The organism is Chitinophaga filiformis, assembly GCF_021646545.1.
GTDB lineage: Bacteria > Bacteroidota > Bacteroidia > Chitinophagales > Chitinophagaceae > Chitinophaga > Chitinophaga filiformis_A.
In genome coordinates, this window is sequence record NZ_JAKIRP010000015.1 from 220,826 (window position 1) to 237,123 (window position 16,298).

The following is a 16,298-nucleotide window of genomic DNA, read 5'->3' on the forward strand; positions in this document are numbered from 1 at the left end:
TAGTGTTCAATGTTCATTAGTATGAAGAAATTATTATTGCCAATACTTTGCGCCGTTGTGCTGTTCTCCTGCCGTAAGCTGGATCAGCCTATTACGCGCGATTATACAGACGCCGCCTACTGGCGGACTGCTGATGATGCACTGGCAGCGCTTGCCAGCTGTTATGAGAACCTATCTGACGATAGTTATTATTTCGGTGACGAAGCGCTCAGTGACAACGGTTTTGTAAACGGTATCGGTTACAATGCTGTTTCTACCATTGCATCCGGTGCTTACGATCCATCCAACAAACGGCTGACGGAAGAATGGAAATACCGCTTCACCTGCATCCGTAAATGTAACATCGTAACAACAAACATAGACAGAGTGCCTGCGCTGGATTCAACACTGAAACACCGCATCCTGGCAGAAGCGAGATTCATCCGTGCGTATTCCTATTTCCAGTTAGTGAGCTGGTTTGGTGATGTACCTTTTTACACTAATCTGATCACCATCGAAGAAGCCAAAAGCATCTCTCGCACAAACAAAAACACCATTCTCGATTTCATCCAGTCTGAGCTGGCTGCTATCCGTGCTGACCTGCCTGTGAATAACTATACCGGCGCTAATGGCGGATACCAGGAGAAAGACAAAGGCCGTATTACCCGTGGTGCAGCTATTGCACTGAGTGCGCGGGTCCATATGTTCAAAAGTGAATGGCAGGAGGCGATCAATGACTGTGAGTTGCTCATCGGCAATACCAGCAATGGCACCTATGCGTTGCTGAACAATTACAGTAACATCTTCACCACCGCCAATGAGTACAATAGCGAGGTGATCTTCGATATACAATATGGCGGCGGTCGCACTCATGGCTCTCAGCGTAATTTCCTGCCACAGACAGTGGCGCTGCTGAGAAGTACGCTGGTGCCCACACAGGACCTCGTGGATGACTATATCATGCTGAACGGAAAGGGTATCAGGGAAGCAGGTTCTGGTTACAACGAGAATGATCCTTACACAAACAGGGATCCCCGTTTGAACGCAACTATCCTGCATGATGGTTCTACCATCACAGACTTTGACGGTAAAGTGCAGACTATCCTGACCAAACCAGGTTCTAATCCTGCTACCAACAGCGTAGATGATCAGGGTGCTTCTCCTACCGGTTATTACTTCTATAAATATTACGATCGTACTGCCACCAACTACAGCTCAGGTTTAAACCTTATCGTGATCCGTTATGCAGATGTACTGCTGATGTACGCTGAAGCGAAGAACGAACTGAGTCAGCTGGACGCAGGTGTATGGAACCAGACGATCCGTGCTTTGCGTACGCGTGCAGGCTTTAACGATGCCGGTGCATTGGAATTCCCGGGTGTAGCGCAGGATGCACTACGTACCATTGTGCGCCGCGAAAGAAGAGCTGAACTGGCATTTGAAGGCGTTCGCGCCTTAGACATCCGCCGCTGGAAGATTGCTGAGCAGGTGATGAACAAACCTGTGAGAGGTATCAAAGTATCCGGAGGTGCATTCAGAACAGATGCTAATGGTTACATCATCGTGGAAGACAGAACTTTCATCAATCCTAAGCATTACCTGTGGCCTGTGCCCACGTTTGAACGCGATCAGAACACGAATCTTGGCCAGAACCAGGATTGGTAAAATCCACATTAATATTTTCAAACTGATACGATATGAAGACATTTTTCGCCAATATACTCCTTGCACTGCCGGTTTCACTGGGACTTATACTGACCGGTTGTGGAAAAGACGATCATGAACTGAATACCAACTTAACGCCCGTGAGCAGGCTGAATGCTCCTGTAGACGATAAATACATTAAGCTGCAACCTGCTACCAGTGCTACAGTAAGCTTTGAGTGGGATCAGGCGCGTGCTGAAGACGGATCGCTGGTGCTGTATGAAGTGGTGATAGATAAAGATGGTGGCGACTTCTCCAATCCGATTGCCAAAATCACTTCTGATGGTGGTGGTGTGCAGAACAAACTGACACTTTCCCACAAAGACCTGAACAGCATTGCCGGTAAGGCTGGTATTGCCGCCCTGGCTACCGGTAAACTGAAATGGACCGTGAATGCTTCCAAAGGATATAACATACAACCGGCGGCAGAATCCCGCACAATAGAAGTGGAGAGACCTAATGGTTTTGCTGAAATCCCTGTGGATGTTTACCTGACAGGAGATGCTACTGAAGCAGGTGCAGATCTGGCACAGGCTGTCAAGTTGAAGTCGACTGCTCCAGGTGTATTTGAGATCTATACTTCCCTGAAGGATGGTAAATATAAATTCGTTGACAGAAATGCCGGGACACCTACTACCTACTTCATTGATGGCGCTGCGCTGAAAGAAGGAGGGGAGAGCACACAATCAGGCGGTACAAAAGTATACCGTCTGCGCCTGGACTTCAACAACACGGCTGCTACCATTACAGAGATCACTGCTATCGGACTGTGGTTTGCACCTGAAAATGGCATCATGTATGACCTGACCTACACCACCAATGGTACCTGGACATTCGAAAATAAACTGATCAATTTCTACCAGGAATCATGGGGCCGTGACGAGCGTTATAAATTCCGCGTAAGCGTGAAGGCGGCTGATGGTACTGCAGGAACAGAATGGTTTGGCAGTTCCAATGCAGATAACAGTCGTCCTACAGCTACTACACCGCTTTCTTTCTGGGAATTAAGGCCTATCGCCAACAGCGATCAGTATAACTACTGTTACAAGTTTGCTTCAGAAGTGGATGGTAAAAATTGTGATGTGAAACTGTATTTCTCTCCGGATAAAACTTACACGCACCAGGTAATTGTGCGTTAATCCGGTACCGGTATTCACATCACGTAAATGATCAATCAAAAAGCTTATGCGTCGGATATTTCTTCTATTCACAATAACAGCCGCCATGGCCGCCACCTTCACCTCTTGCCTGAAAGAGCCTGTGGATGACGGGCCGGGTCCTGGCGCCGGTAAGGCGACCTATAAATACAACTGGCCAGCTATTGCTGATTCTTCTGCCTCGTCCCTGATCAGTAATTTTTTCAATCAGAGTGGCAAGTACTTCAATAAGAACAATGCAGGCGATCTCACTTTCAACTACTGGCCGAATGCGCATGCGCTGGATGTACTAACAGACATTTATCTGCGTACGAACGACGCTGCTGTCAAATCACGTATGGATGAGTTGCTGGACGGTATGAAGGCCAAGAATGGCAATACCTATATCAACCATTTCTACGATGACATGGAGTGGATGGCGTTGGCCTGCCTGCGGGCCTACGAAGCCACCAGCGACGACCGTTATAAAACAACAGCAGAACTGTTATGGAACGATATCAAAGGTGGTTGGGATGATACCTGGGGCGGTGGCATCTACTGGAATAAAGACCGCCAGAACAAGAATACACCCGCCAATGCGCCGGCGTCTATCATCGCCTCCCGCATGTATCAGCTGAACCGTAACGGGGAAGACCTGGCCTGGGCCAAAAAGATCTACCAATGGCAGAAAGATAACCTGGTTGATCCTGTTACTGGTCTGGTATGGGACGGCCTGGACGGCAGTGGTACCAACAAGAGCTGGAAGTTCACTTATAACCAGGGCGTCTTCATTGGCGCCGCCGTAGAATTGTACAAGATCACCGGAGAGCAGACTTACATCGGAGATGCGATGAAAACGGCGAACAACTCACTGGCAGGTGAGTTCAGCAGCAATAACATCATGAAAGATGAAGGTGGTGGAGACGGTGGTTTGTTCAAAGGCATCCTGGTGCGTTACATGATGCTGCTGATCACTGATGGAAGCCTTAGCAGTACGGATGCTGCCAAGTTTGTCAGCTTCCTGCAGCTGAATGCACAGACGATGTGGCTGCAGGGTACTAGCCGTCCGCAGGTGATATACAACACCAGCTGGATAAAGACAGCTGCTACTACCGATCTTACTACACAACTCAGTGGCGCGATGCTGATTGAAGCAGTGGCCAGGCTGAAAGAGCTGGAACTGATTGATTAAAACTGGTATGGTGCGACAAAAAAGTACGTGACAACAAACATTTGAAATTATAAGTTATTCCCGATCAGTGTGATATGATGGAAATTTTGGTCCGGCATGCCATGATAAAATAAGTATCTTCGTTTCTCCTATGAGATGAAGGCAAAAAGAAAGGTTACCCCAACGGGGTAACCTTTACTTATTTCAGTGAATAATATTATCTATGTATACCGTCTATGTCCTTTTTTCCCGCCAGTTCCAGAAGGTTTATACTGGTCACACTACTGACCTCCTGAAGAGGTTCCATTTCCATAATGAACATGGCAGACAAAAGGGAACCTTGCCTTACCGTCCCTGGGAGGTTATCTACCTGGAACATTTTGAAGACAAGCAGGATGCAATGAGGCGGGAATGGTTGTTGAAATCAGGGAAAGGACGGGCATGGATATGGGGGAGGATCCAGGAGGAGTATTATCGGGATGGGTATATAGGGACGGCGTTACCGGAGTGACATGGGGTAGCTAATCACGCATATTTCAGTATTTCCTCTACAAGTCTGAAAACCGTTGAAACAGATTGCTGCTCAGCAGGACTTAGATGAGCGACGGCCTTATAATTTCTCTTAGCACGACTGATGGCCAATTCAACTCTTTTTACATTAGTTACATTATCAATAGCCATTAATGCGTCAAAGAGATCCTCTGATATTTGTTTATCGGTCTTGCCATTATAACGTACTCCCAATGGACGGGTATAAGTATCTATAACGTGATGATAATCTTTTCGATTCATTTTGCCTCCCTGGTGATCTGCGAAGTTAAGAATCAGCCAATACTCGAAAGCCTGATTTGAATAACCCGCCTTGATATTATTCGCTGCAGCCATTGCAATTGCACTATTAAAATCTTTAGCCGGAAAGTCGTCTTTATCAAATACGCACCAGACCTGTTCATAATGCCGCTTTGACGATAATTCTATGGCCTGTTTTACTACAGAGACGGTATTACGTCCGTCGCCGATGGCCTTTATGGTAGCAGATGAAAGTCGGAACTTCCTGAAATAAGATGGTTCCGTATTTTCACCTTCGCTGACAATCAGGATAGTTGGTTTTTCAGTAAGGAAGGGGGCTGCTCTCTTTAAGGAAGGCGGATTTCTACGTTGTTGTCTGAATTGTAGCTGCCACTCTTCATGTGGTTGGTTTCTAGTTTTTCTATTTTTTGTCATCAGGTATTTTTTGGGATGAAAATGGTGCTGAAAAATCAGTCAGGAATGGAATAGCGCCATACTTACCCTGAATATAATTGCTTTCGAAGTTCTCTGTTCTTCTTACCTCTGATTTAAAATCGCTCAATGAATACAATGATGCCGCGCCATATCTGTCTTTTTCGGTGAACCATATCTGGTCTCTTCTGAAAAGGCCGGAACTTAAAAGGTTAGTATCATGTGTATTAAATACAAGCTGCGAATTCTGTGGATTATATGTCGCAGAATTGAACAACTCTATAAGTTTACAAACCAGGTTAGGATGCAACTTGGAATCCAGTTCATCTATAAATAAGGGATAGCCATGTTCCAGCGCATCCAGAACAGGGCCTGTTAGTGAAAAGAACTTGAAGGTGCCGGATGATTCATCATCTTCAAGAGAAAATTTAGCATCACCAACATAGTTATTATCCGCATCATACCTGCGATGTGTAGTGAGTATATCGGAGATGAACTCCGCATTCTCTTCACTTACTTTTTGCTGAATGAGTTCCTTTAGTCTTTTGGGCATATCTGCCGGCAGATTATCAGGGTCAACACGCTCCAGTATGATGTCATGAATACCCAGATCTGCAGCTGATAACAATTCAAGTATTCTTTTTTTCTGGACGGCATCTTCTGTTTTGTCCATGGTAAATCCCTGGTAGCGATGTTCCTGTAATCCTGATATTACTTTAAGTTTTTTAAACCAGTTAACTATCTCACCAGACAGCTGGTCATTGAACTGGGCTGCCACTGTAAGCAACAATGCATTTTCTCTGACGAGATCTTCCTTGGCAAGGGTATACCCTTTGGAAAATCTTTTGACATGGAATTCAAATCGCTGGCCCTCCCTGTAGAAAATTTCAATTTCCTTTGTTTTGGGTCTGTGATAAAGCCATTCCGCCAATACAGCCTGTTTGGTTATTTCAAAGCCATACCGGTACATTTCGTTGTTGTGAAGAAACAATATTTCGAATTCGGCAGCGCCATTCTCTGTATCAGTGGCAAGTCTAAACAGGTCAACATTTATCGGATCTCCTTTTAACCGATCAGTAGATGACCTGATTACAAAGTTTTTCATAAAGGTTATGGCATCCATAAACCTGCTCTTGCCACTTGCATTTGCACCATAGACCACAGCGCTCTTTAATATCCTCAAACCAAACTCCGGGATCTGAATGATGTTTTCTTCCTCACGGGTTTCTTTGTCATAGTTTGATGCGATCAGGTTAAGTGTGGCCTTATTCTTAAACGTCTTGAAATTTGAGACAGAGAATTGGATAAGCATAATATCCTGGTTTTTGCTTTATTATTGCAAAAATCGGATTCATTATTCAAATTATGGTGAAATTAAGGCCATTTAAGAGCGCAATACGCCATTTTTCTTAGTTTGACACACCCACACAAAAAATAACCGGGAGATTATCCCGGTTATCTATCAGTAGAAGGTCAATATTATCTCCTTGCTCTCCCTATCAGCCAAATAATAATAATCACCACAAATGCGACCGCCAGCACACCTACCCATACGCCCGCTTTAAAAATTCCTCCCACTACTTCACAGCTGCTCAATAACATAACGGCAAAGGCCAGCAGGCCCAGTTGTAAGTTTCTCATATACTCTCTTTTTCAGAATATATATCATACGTCATGCCAGTACCGCTATCCTTTACTATGCTTAAAATCCAGCAGCAGCGATACCGTGTGGGCCGACAGCTGGTCTGAGCGTTTGTAGAAGGCATAGCGCAGCCCTATCTCCTGAAAAGAGTAATGACGGAACATTGGTTTCAGCAATGCATAGCGGGCGCTGATGCCGGCTTTATAACTGTTGAACCGGCTCAGGTCATAGTCGGATGTGTAGAAGGTTTCATTGATATTATGCTGCTCATAAGGCTTGAAATATCTCGCGCCTGTCTGGGTATAAAACCGCAGGAGGGGAGATAAGGTAAACTGAGGACTTGTCTTTACCGGAACTTCCAGCTGTATGGTATGTCCGGTGATACCGAAGTTATCGTGGTAAAAGCGATAATAGGAACGGATGATGGTATTTCTGCCCACGAACACGTTGAACTGGAAACCTATGGGGAACTTCCACCTTTCCCGTGGCAGGTTTTCCACTCTTAGGGTATTCTCGTCGTTAAAGTACACCCTGTGGAAAGGAGTAGAGAGTAATCCTCTCTGATAAACCAGTTCGGGGAAAACCGCAAACTGCATCCGCTGATTCACCACCTGATAGAGGGCGAGATTGAGGTTGTAGGATTGCCGTGTATAGATATTGAACCAGGCGGTATCTCTTAACTCTGAAGGGTAGACCAGTGTTTCCGGGCTGTAATAGTCGGGATCAAATCTTCCCCAGCGAAGGTCATCGTAGTAATACTGCAGAGCGGCTGACCATTGCCGGCTGTGATCTGCATTGTCGTGCGATACCGAGACACCGACAGGAACAGAAAGATAGTCTGATTCCAGCGACAGGCCACTATTGATACCGACACGTAGCCGGGGTTTCTTCAACAGGCGGCTATAACCGGCATTGAGATGGAAACGGTTGTCGTGCCGGGAGGCAGAAGACATCACCATATCAATATGGTCAGTAGATGCCGAAGTGATAACATCTATTCCAAATCCAAGATCAAAGGTATGCACGGAATCCCGTTGATGGGAGATGGATACATCTGTAGCATAGACCTGCAGGTTTTCTGTACCTGTTCCTCCGGTTACGGCTGAATGATTTCCATCCTGCGTGTAGAAGGAGAACAATACCTGTATGTCTGTCTGAGAGATCTTTTGTTTCTTATACGCCGTACTGTCGATTCCTTTTTGCGCAGATGCCGTGAAATAGGCTGCCAGCAATCCTGCCGCAATAAATAGTCTTTTCATTTAAGATCAGTTACAACCACATCCTCCGCTGCTCTTCCCACTACCACCCCCACTGCTTCCTTCACGGTAAGTATGTACGTTTTCGTCAAATTTTTCTATTCCTCTTTTACCCAGTTGCATACTCTCATCGTTGAGATACATCCGCTGATATGGCTTTACTGCCACGCATGACTGCATGACCAACAATACCAGTAATGTACCTGTGGCAATAAGCAGAATGCGGCTGCTGTTAGCCTTTTGCATGTATTTGAATGTTATCCGATTGAATGACTTTATTCCTCCCGTCGATAATGACGCAGTGTACATCCGGCAGCTGGTTCACCAGGTCGATGCCTACGACAGGCCCCATGACGGTGATGGCGGTAGCCAGTGCATCGGATAGTTCCGCGCTGGGGCTGACTACGGTTACACTTTTGATATAGGGTACCGGCCATCCTTTTCGTGGATCGATATTGTGGGAGTAACGGATGCCGCCACGCTCCACGTATTGTTCATAGTTCCCTGAGGTAGCTACGGATGCATTGTTCACGGGTAGCCACAGTAGTGCCTTCCCTGGATCGTCAGGATGGGCGATCCCTACCTTCCAGGGGCCGCCATCTGGTTGGGTACCCCAGGCGGTGAGGTCGCCGCTGGCATTTATTACGCCGCTGGTAGCGCCATCAGCTATCCAGAGCGCCTTTACCCTGTCTGCCGCGTAGCCTTTACCAATGCCTCCGAACTCAATGCGCATGCCGTTGCGTTTCAGCTGTATACAGTGATTGTTCAACAGGGCAATATGCTGGAAGCCTATGCATTGCATGGCCTGGTCTATTGCTGTTTTTTCCGGCCAGGTAAAGTGTTCGTATTTAAAGTTGAACAGCTTTTTCAATACACCGGCAGATATATCAAAAGCGCCCTGTGTAATGGTACTGATCTTATTACAACGATGTATCAGCTGGTACACTTCGGGAGGTATAGATACCGGTGCTCCGCCTGCCTGCGCATTGATTTGCGCTGTGACAGAACTTTCATTGAACACCGTGAGGAGGGCTTCTATCCTTTGTATCTCCGATACGCCTTCCTGTAGCCGTCTGGCAGCTATCGCTTCTGTTGCTCCGCAAGCTATCAGCTCAAAATCGGAGCCCATTAACCTGGTATGAAGCTTACTGCTGTGCATGGCGACTATTGAAGCAGGTGTTTAAGCGTTGAGATAAAGCCGGCGGGCGTTTCTTCCCTGTAAGGTACGTATGCCACCAGTTTTTTACCTGGACTTAACAGTACTACCTGTGGAAAGGCGCCTTGCGGATTAAAAGCCGCTGCCAATGAATCGTATTGAGAGCGGAGTGGAGCTGCTATCTTTTTCCGCTGGGGAAAATCAGCCTCCAGGAGTACGAGGTTCTCCCCGGCGAAGCTTAGAAAGCTGCTATCCGATAGTATTTGTTTATTAAATCTGATACAAGGAATGCACCAATCTGACCCGGAAAACACCAGCATCACTTTTTTGCCGGAGGCCTGGGCCAGTTCAAATGCTTTATCAGGGTACTGGAGGACCTGGGCATGAGCAGATCCCCTTAAGGCTACAATTAGAAGCAGGAACAGAATACTTCGCATATCGCGATAAGTTTATGTTGTGGCTTGGTTACCTGCTACAAATGTAGGGGAATTTTACTTCACATCGCCGGCCTCGCCCGTGCCCCTCCCCGGCTTTGGTGATATATTCGTTGGAGGCTCCTGAGGCGGAATTTCCGACGGAGGTACAACAGGTGAAGGCTTTACTGCCGTTACAGGCGCAGCCGGTGTAACCGGTATTGAGGTGGTTGACGGCTCTTTCCATATACCAGGTTCCATATTGATCTGTACCTGTTGCGGTCTCGGATAGGCGATGCTGATACCCGCTTCCTGAAGTTTGATGTAGATGTCCGTCAAAACCTGGCTTTTAACAGTGCCTGCCTGTCCCAGGTCGCTGATCCAGAACATGGCCTGAATATCTACGCCTATATCACGGAAGTTCTGCAGCAATACGACAGGTTCCGGTGTTTTGAGGATATCGTCAAGGTTTTCGAGATATTCTTTTACAACGCTCAGGGCCTTTTTCAGATCAGCACCGTAGGCAATACCTACCAGTACGTCTACACGTCGTGTTCTGTTGGTCAGTGTCCAGTTCACCAGTTGTTGTGCTATAAGGTCGCCGTTAGGTACAATTACTTCGGAGCCATCCCCGGCAGAGATCTTACTGGAACGTATCCCGATTTCTTTGACCACGCCGGTACGGGCGCCCAGTTCAATGACATCGCCTACCTCAATGGGTTTTTCAAATGCGAGGATCACTCCCGATACCAGGTTGTTCACAATATTCTGTAAACCGAAACCGATACCTACACCCAGCGCTCCCACTACAATGGCCAGCTTATCCATCGGAATGCCTGAAGCGGCAAAAGCCAGTAGCGTACCGGCTCCCAATACGGCCAGGCGTATCAGCAGCATGGCGGACCCCAGTTTCTTATGCGGTTGCGCCGTTTGGCCTGTATATCCCAGCAGGTAGGAAATGATCTGTGTAACGATGGTCGACAGCCAGATGATCAGTAGGAAAATAATCACACTGCTAAAGGAGAACGTAAAGTTGCCGATCTTTCGCTCAGCCACCAGCATGTCAGAAATGAGCTCGTAAAGGCCATCGTACAGGTACAGGTTGCGTGCTATCAGTGCCAGCCAGCCTATGAAAGCCGCTACATAGAAGATAGTCTTGAGGCGGTCCTTGATATTCTGGTAGTCGATCATGGAGATGAAGGTGCTGGAATCCTTCTTGGCCTCCACCTGGAGGTAGATGGCTTCCATCAGGACTTCGACCATCAGAATGACACCTGGCGCCATCGTGATGCTCACCACGGCAGCTGCTCCCATGATCTTGGCAGCAGAGACCCGGGCCAGTACCACCAATATAACGGAGAGTCCGCTGAGTGCCATAAACAGCCAGATGGCAGACCTTGAATATTTAGGTAGCGGCAGGGTGGTGTGCCGGAGCGTACGCAACAGGTAGCTACCCAGCACAATAGACGCAATACCGCCAATAAAGACGCCCCATTGCTCGGTGAACGTTACCTGGATCAACAGGTTGTTAATGCAGTATATGACCAGCAGCAGTACCAGCAATAGCCATCGTTTGTAAAGATTGGCCGGCATATTATGACGAATGATACAGGTAGTTGCAATGGCAGTGATGATCCAGCAGATACCCGTATACATGATAGGATACTGGATGGAGATCAGGAAGGAAAGCGTCGACACCAGCAGGATAGTGCTGGCTACCGGATACCGGTAGAGGTAGCGGGATTGCAGCAGGATGTTTTCTGCCTCCCGGTCTTCATGTTTGCGTTTTACTTTCCGAGCATTGAAGGTTACCCACCAGAGAAACAATGCGGCAACCAGGAACCATAACAGGTATACAGGCCCGTGTACAGCAAAGAAGATCTTAAGGATGTTAATATTCTTACGAATGGAACGGTTTAATACCTGCGGAAATTTTGGACCTTTTTTACCGGGGAGTGGAGGCTCCCAGAGATAGCTGAAATCCTTGTTGAACAAACGCTGTGAAAACCTGGACAACTGGAAGTCCATGTCTTCCAGGAGGTTCGTAACATCAATATATCTTTTAGCTACTTTATTCTGCACTAAGCCAAGGTGCAGAAGGTTGGTCTTGTTAGCACTGTCTACCTGCCGCCATTTTTGTATGAGGGTGGCCATTTGTCCGACGTAAATGTCCCTCAGTTCGTCTTCCGCTGGAAAATTACGCATAGTAGTGTCTTTCCTGAGGATCTGCAGGGTGTCGGAGATGTTCACCAGCTTATCATGAAATCTGAAAAGCTGATCCTGCCAGCCGTCCAGCTTTCTTTCCAGCTGCACCAATAATACCCTGTTGGTATAGAGGTCGTGCATATTGTTGGTGCTGCCGATAGCAGCCATATCCCGTTTCACCACCATCATGGAGGAGTCAATCAGGGGAATACTCTCACTGATCTCCACCGTGTCCAGACCACGGCGTAAGGTGCTCATCACCTGGTTCAGCATCAGGGTATAGGTTTCCAGCCGGCTGATGATAATAGCGACGGAGGTATCTGACAGTTTGATCGTAGACTTTCCGGAGGAGGTATCTTTTACCTGCTGGGAAATGATCTTGCTGAGGGCAGCACTGTCTAACGGTTTCGGAGAGGTGGGTTTATTCTGCGCATGAAGATGGGCACAAAGCAGCAGCAATAAAAAGCAGGATAATATTTTCGGGAGAATATGGTTCCGCATGCTGTTAAAATTAGGAATGAAGAAATCGGGGATTGAGAACAGGAAATGCATTGCCCGTATTCCTGTTCTCAATCCCTGATCAGTTTACTTTTCCCATTTCACTTTCTCTTCTTTCGGCTTCAGTCTTCGACCTTCGGGGATCTGTTCGTCAGTAAATCCGAGGTAAAAGAAACCAAGCACTTTGTCTTCGTCACGCAAGGAAAGATATTCTTTCATGGCAGGGTGGAACGTCATTCCACCGGAACCCCAGTAACCGGCAAATCCTCTTTCTGTAGCCCCCAGCCACAAGTTCTGGGTAGCGCAGGCAACGGAAGCGATTTCTTCCACCTCGGGGATGGCTGGTTTGCTGCCTCTTTTCATACAGATAGCGATAATGTGAGATGCAAGATCCCCTTGCTGCTGTAGTTTCTCGTAACTGGCCTGTGCAAATTTCTCGGCAGGTGTGTTGGCTTTATAAAGGTTTGCATGATCCTGGCAGAAGCGTTTTACGGCCTCTCCGCTGAACACTACAAAATACCATGGCTCTGTATATCCGTGTGTTGGCGCCCAGTCGGCCAGTTCCAGTAATTCCTGTACCTGTTCGTCCGGGATCTTCTTTCCATTCATGCTGGCCGGTTTGATATTACGGCGCTGTTTGATAATACTCGTCAGATTAACTGTTCCCATTCTTTTTCCTGATTGTTTATGTTTTTTCGGGAGGGACTCCCATTATTGGTTTCCGTTTCTATGATCTGTCAATTAAGACAGCAATTTTTCCTCATAGTTTATTTTCCGGTAGATACTGTGTCCTGATCGTACACTGCCAGTTTTTCTTTCCATTCTTCCGGTAGTCTTGCCACCTTGCGGGCATTATAATCGAAGAAGATCATGCCTGATTTTGCTTCGGTGATCAGGACTGTTTTGCCCTCGCGGAGGGTTGTTATTCTGTAATACATATCAAAGCCGAAAGGTGTGATATCTGCAACACCGATGGCTATGTCAAAAACATCACCTGCAAAGCCTTCTCCTTTATAGATCAGGGCAGCGTCGGCCATAATCACGCCATCGTCCGGGCCTCTTTCTTCAAATCCCATGGATTTGAGAAAGTCAACTCTGGCCTGGTGGAGGATGGACAGGACAGAATCGTTGCCTACGTGTCCGCCGTAGTTGATATCTGTTATTCGTACCGGTATCTGCGTGGTGAAACCCAGTTTTTCCGGCATCGTTATTTTTACTCTTGCCATATTAGATAATACAATTACAAATGTGAAGCTGAAATAAGGTATGGTTACCGGTCATTTCAGGAAAGTGGTTTATTGGCAGCTTCTTTCAGAAAAGTGATCAGCTGCTGGAAGGCTTTAGCCCGGTGACTGAACTGATTTTTGCCCGCCATATCCATTTCTGCAAATGTTTGAGTGGCTCCGTTAGGTACAAAGATGGGGTCATAGCCGAAGCCTTTGCTGCCCCGTCTTTCTGTGAGGATGGTGCCCGGGCATACGCCTGTGAACTGGTATTCCTGACCGTTCAGTATCAGGGAAATCACTGTTCTGAAATGAGCCTGGCGGTTTTCCTGGTCTTTCATTTCATGCAGCACCCGGGTGATATTATCATCCGCCTGTTTCTGCTCGCCCGCATAACGGGCGGACAATACTCCGGGGGCGCCATTCAGGGCATCTATTTCCAGGCCGGTATCCTCAGAAAAACAGTCTTTACCGGTCATTTCATGTATGACAGATGATTTCTCCCTGGCGTTATCTTCCAGTGTATCGTGAGGTTCAGGAATATCGATATCGATGCCGGCTTCTTTCAGTGTGATGATGGAAAAATGATCACCCAGCAGGGAGCGGATCTCCTTTACCTTGTTTTCGTTGTTGGTAGCAAATACAAGTGTCATTCGAAAAGCGGTATTAAGTGTCTATGGCAATGATAATTATATACCCAATAGTTGTTTCAGCCCCATCCACAGTTTCCCTTTCAGGACCTTATCCTGCGCAATGAGTTGCAGCGGATCGGAGCAGATGAGCTGACAACCGCTGACCTGCAGCAGCTGGTAATTGGAAATGGCTTCAAGGCCCATGGACGCAGGATCGATCCCGAAAAGCACTGCCTGCTTCATGGGAAGGGCTGTTTGCCATGTTGTAAATGGCATCGCAGGGTATTGGGCTACATTTATAAGCGCGATGTCCTGCATACCCAGTTTACATGCATTTAATATATTGGTAAGCAGGTTAAATAATTCTTCATTTAAATATGCTTCGCTGTCGTTTTGTATGAACAGCGCAATGTTTTTTTGATTTTCGCCTAAAAATTTCACTTTAGGAGGTGCTTCCGTCACCACTGCAACAGGCGCCTTTTTCCCCGGAATGATAGGCTGGGTGTATATCCTGGCCAATAAGTACGGATCCAGTTGCAATTTATCAAAAGACATGTATATGTATATTTAACTTAATGTATAGCTCCCCTTTGGGGAAAAAATCAGTTTATTTGCATCTGACAGTGAGCAAATGTAAGAGTATTCAATTTTAGATTCAGGATTTCCGACTTTAGATTTTATACGGGAACAGGACCGGGAATTGAAATTCAGACACCAAAACACAAATAAAAAATTAATGGTCCTTATGATGGCAGTAGACAATCCAACAACAAACGCCGTACTTGAAGAGGCAGTTAAAAGAATCAAAGTGACCCGGACGAGCAAGAGCCGGATCAACGAAGTCGATTTTAACAACCTTGTGTTCGGAAAAAAGTATGCAGACCACATGCTGGTGGCAGATTTTGATGGAAAGGAATGGAAGAATGCAGAGATCCTGCCGTTCCAGCATCTTTCCGTAAGTCCTTCCAATGCCGCCTGGCATTATGGACAGGCCATTTTTGAAGGTATTAAGGCCTACAAAGACCCTCAGGGAGAACCTATGATCTTCCGTCCGTATGACAACTATGCCCGTTTTAACACTTCAGCGGAGCGCATGGGTATGCCATATGTGCCGGAATGGTTATTTATTGGTGGAATGGACATGCTGATCGACCTGGACCGCGACTGGGTGCCTACCAACGACGGCAGCTCACTGTACCTGCGACCTTTTATGATCGCTGCAGATGAATTTATCGGGGTAAGGCCCTCTGACACTTACAAATTTGTCATCATTAATTCACCGTCCGGTCCGTACTTTAACAAGCCTATCAGATTGCTCGTACAGGATAAATATATACGTGCCTTTCCTGGTGGCGTAGGTTATGCAAAAGCGGCAGGTAACTATGGCGGCGCCATGTATCCTACCATGCAGGCCCGTAAACAGGGATTTGACCAGATCCTCTGGGTAGACGGACTGGAATTTAAATATTTACAGGAGTGTGGTACCATGAACGTTTTTGCGATCATCGGCAACAAAGCTATCACGCCTGACCTGACCCAGGGAACTATTCTGGCCGGGGTGACCCGTGCCAGTGTCATGGACATCCTCTCAGATATGGGACTTACCGTAGAGGAAAGGCCTTTGTCTATAGAAGAGATCGTTGCTGCCTGGAAAGCAGGTACATTGAGAGAAGTGTTCGGTACAGGCACCGCATCAAGCGTAGCTTATGTGGAAGACCTGCACTATAAGGAACACGAGATCCACCTGGATACGACTAAGTATGCTGTTGGAGCAGAGCTGCTGGAAAGACTGGATGCTATCCGTACCGGTAGGGCGGAAGACACCCGTAACTGGAATTATAAGGTATCAAAACACTAAAAATAGTCTTAGTTGTGTTAGTAAGGGGCCATTTGCGAATGCGGATGGCCCCCTTCGTTTATGGTACCGGATAGATAAGACACATGTATGTCATAAGGTGTATTAATTCAGGATTGGCTTTACATATTTGGTAAGAAGCGTAAGCTAAATTAAATTACTAATTATGAAAAAGAAAGCCATGGGCCGCCCAGCGGTGTATGAAGC

The 16,298-nt window shown here is 46.8% G+C and carries 17 protein-coding genes; 5 read left to right on the forward strand and 12 right to left on the reverse strand.

Translation table 11 applies throughout. The annotated features are described in order from the left end of the window. Positions 1-21 precede the first annotated feature (21 nt). From L3C95_RS28100 to L3C95_RS28115, 4 genes are all read left to right on the forward strand, one after another. Positions 22-1,644: a RagB/SusD family nutrient uptake outer membrane protein gene (locus tag L3C95_RS28100; protein ID WP_236393481.1), complete on the forward strand. Its 1,623-nt coding sequence runs from the start codon at positions 22-24 to the stop codon at positions 1,642-1,644. A gap of 32 nt (positions 1,645-1,676) precedes the next feature. Then, complete coding sequence (locus L3C95_RS28105; RefSeq protein WP_236393483.1) at positions 1,677-2,822, forward strand: SusE domain-containing protein; 1,146 nt, start codon at positions 1,677-1,679, stop codon at positions 2,820-2,822. 46 nt (positions 2,823-2,868) lie between these two features. Next, positions 2,869-4,011 (forward strand): glycoside hydrolase family 76 protein, encoded by a 1,143-nt coding sequence (locus L3C95_RS28110; protein WP_236393502.1) that lies wholly within the window; start codon positions 2,869-2,871, stop codon positions 4,009-4,011. A gap of 202 nt (positions 4,012-4,213) precedes the next feature. Next, positions 4,214-4,501 carry a GIY-YIG nuclease family protein gene (locus L3C95_RS28115; protein WP_236393504.1) on the forward strand — a complete coding sequence of 96 codons (288 nt, stop codon included), beginning with the start codon at positions 4,214-4,216 and terminating at the stop codon, positions 4,499-4,501. Between the two features lie 14 nt (positions 4,502-4,515). Here L3C95_RS28115 and L3C95_RS28120 read toward each other — a convergent pair whose 3' ends face one another. The 12 genes from L3C95_RS28120 to L3C95_RS28175 form a co-directional block, all read right to left on the reverse strand. Next, positions 4,516-5,214: an RloB family protein gene (locus L3C95_RS28120; protein WP_236393511.1), complete on the reverse strand. Its 699-nt coding sequence runs from the start codon at positions 5,212-5,214 to the stop codon at positions 4,516-4,518. After that, positions 5,201-6,523 (reverse strand): AAA family ATPase, encoded by a 1,323-nt coding sequence (locus L3C95_RS28125; protein WP_236393512.1) that lies wholly within the window; start codon positions 6,521-6,523, stop codon positions 5,201-5,203. The genes L3C95_RS28120 and L3C95_RS28125 overlap by 14 nt, the downstream gene beginning before the upstream one ends. Positions 6,524-6,690: 167 nt before the next feature. Further along, positions 6,691-6,852, reverse strand: a complete 162-nt coding sequence (locus L3C95_RS28130) for a phosphatidate cytidylyltransferase (protein ID WP_236393513.1) — start codon at positions 6,850-6,852, stop codon at positions 6,691-6,693. A gap of 45 nt (positions 6,853-6,897) precedes the next feature. Beyond that, a complete protein-coding gene (locus L3C95_RS28135; RefSeq protein WP_236393514.1) occupies positions 6,898-8,112 on the reverse strand; it encodes a DUF3570 domain-containing protein in 1,215 nt (404 codons plus the stop codon). 6 nt (positions 8,113-8,118) lie between these two features. After that, on the reverse strand, positions 8,119-8,355 hold the full coding sequence (locus L3C95_RS28140; RefSeq protein WP_236393515.1) for a DUF4266 domain-containing protein: 237 nt from the start codon (positions 8,353-8,355) through the stop codon (positions 8,119-8,121). Continuing rightward, positions 8,342-9,268: an FAD:protein FMN transferase gene (locus L3C95_RS28145; RefSeq protein WP_236393516.1), complete on the reverse strand. Its 927-nt coding sequence runs from the start codon at positions 9,266-9,268 to the stop codon at positions 8,342-8,344. Before L3C95_RS28145 ends, L3C95_RS28140 begins: the two co-directional genes overlap by 14 nt. A 5-nt stretch (positions 9,269-9,273) precedes the next feature. Further along, positions 9,274-9,702 carry a thioredoxin family protein gene (locus tag L3C95_RS28150; RefSeq protein WP_236393517.1) on the reverse strand — a complete coding sequence of 143 codons (429 nt, stop codon included), beginning with the start codon at positions 9,700-9,702 and terminating at the stop codon, positions 9,274-9,276. A 54-nt stretch (positions 9,703-9,756) separates the two neighbouring features. After that, positions 9,757-12,384, reverse strand: coding sequence for a mechanosensitive ion channel domain-containing protein (locus tag L3C95_RS28155; protein WP_410683673.1), 2,628 nt, complete (start codon positions 12,382-12,384; stop codon positions 9,757-9,759). Between the two features lie 84 nt (positions 12,385-12,468). Beyond that, positions 12,469-13,050, reverse strand: coding sequence for a nitroreductase (locus L3C95_RS28160; RefSeq protein WP_236393519.1), 582 nt, complete (start codon positions 13,048-13,050; stop codon positions 12,469-12,471). Between the two features lie 98 nt (positions 13,051-13,148). Continuing rightward, complete coding sequence (locus L3C95_RS28165; RefSeq protein WP_236393520.1) at positions 13,149-13,607, reverse strand: acyl-CoA thioesterase; 459 nt, start codon at positions 13,605-13,607, stop codon at positions 13,149-13,151. A 56-nt stretch (positions 13,608-13,663) separates the two neighbouring features. Next, the gene (rdgB, locus tag L3C95_RS28170; protein WP_236393521.1) at positions 13,664-14,257 is read right to left on the reverse strand and encodes an RdgB/HAM1 family non-canonical purine NTP pyrophosphatase; all 594 of its coding nucleotides are present in this window, start codon (positions 14,255-14,257) and stop codon (positions 13,664-13,666) included. A 36-nt stretch (positions 14,258-14,293) separates the two neighbouring features. After that, positions 14,294-14,791: a hypothetical protein gene (locus L3C95_RS28175; RefSeq protein WP_236393522.1), complete on the reverse strand. Its 498-nt coding sequence runs from the start codon at positions 14,789-14,791 to the stop codon at positions 14,294-14,296. Positions 14,792-14,981: 190 nt separating this feature from the next. On the opposite strand from L3C95_RS28175, the gene L3C95_RS28180 reads away from it, so the two are divergent. Continuing rightward, the gene (locus L3C95_RS28180) at positions 14,982-16,094 is read left to right on the forward strand and encodes a branched-chain amino acid aminotransferase (protein ID WP_236393523.1); all 1,113 of its coding nucleotides are present in this window, start codon (positions 14,982-14,984) and stop codon (positions 16,092-16,094) included. The last annotated feature ends 204 nt before the right edge of the window (positions 16,095-16,298 follow it).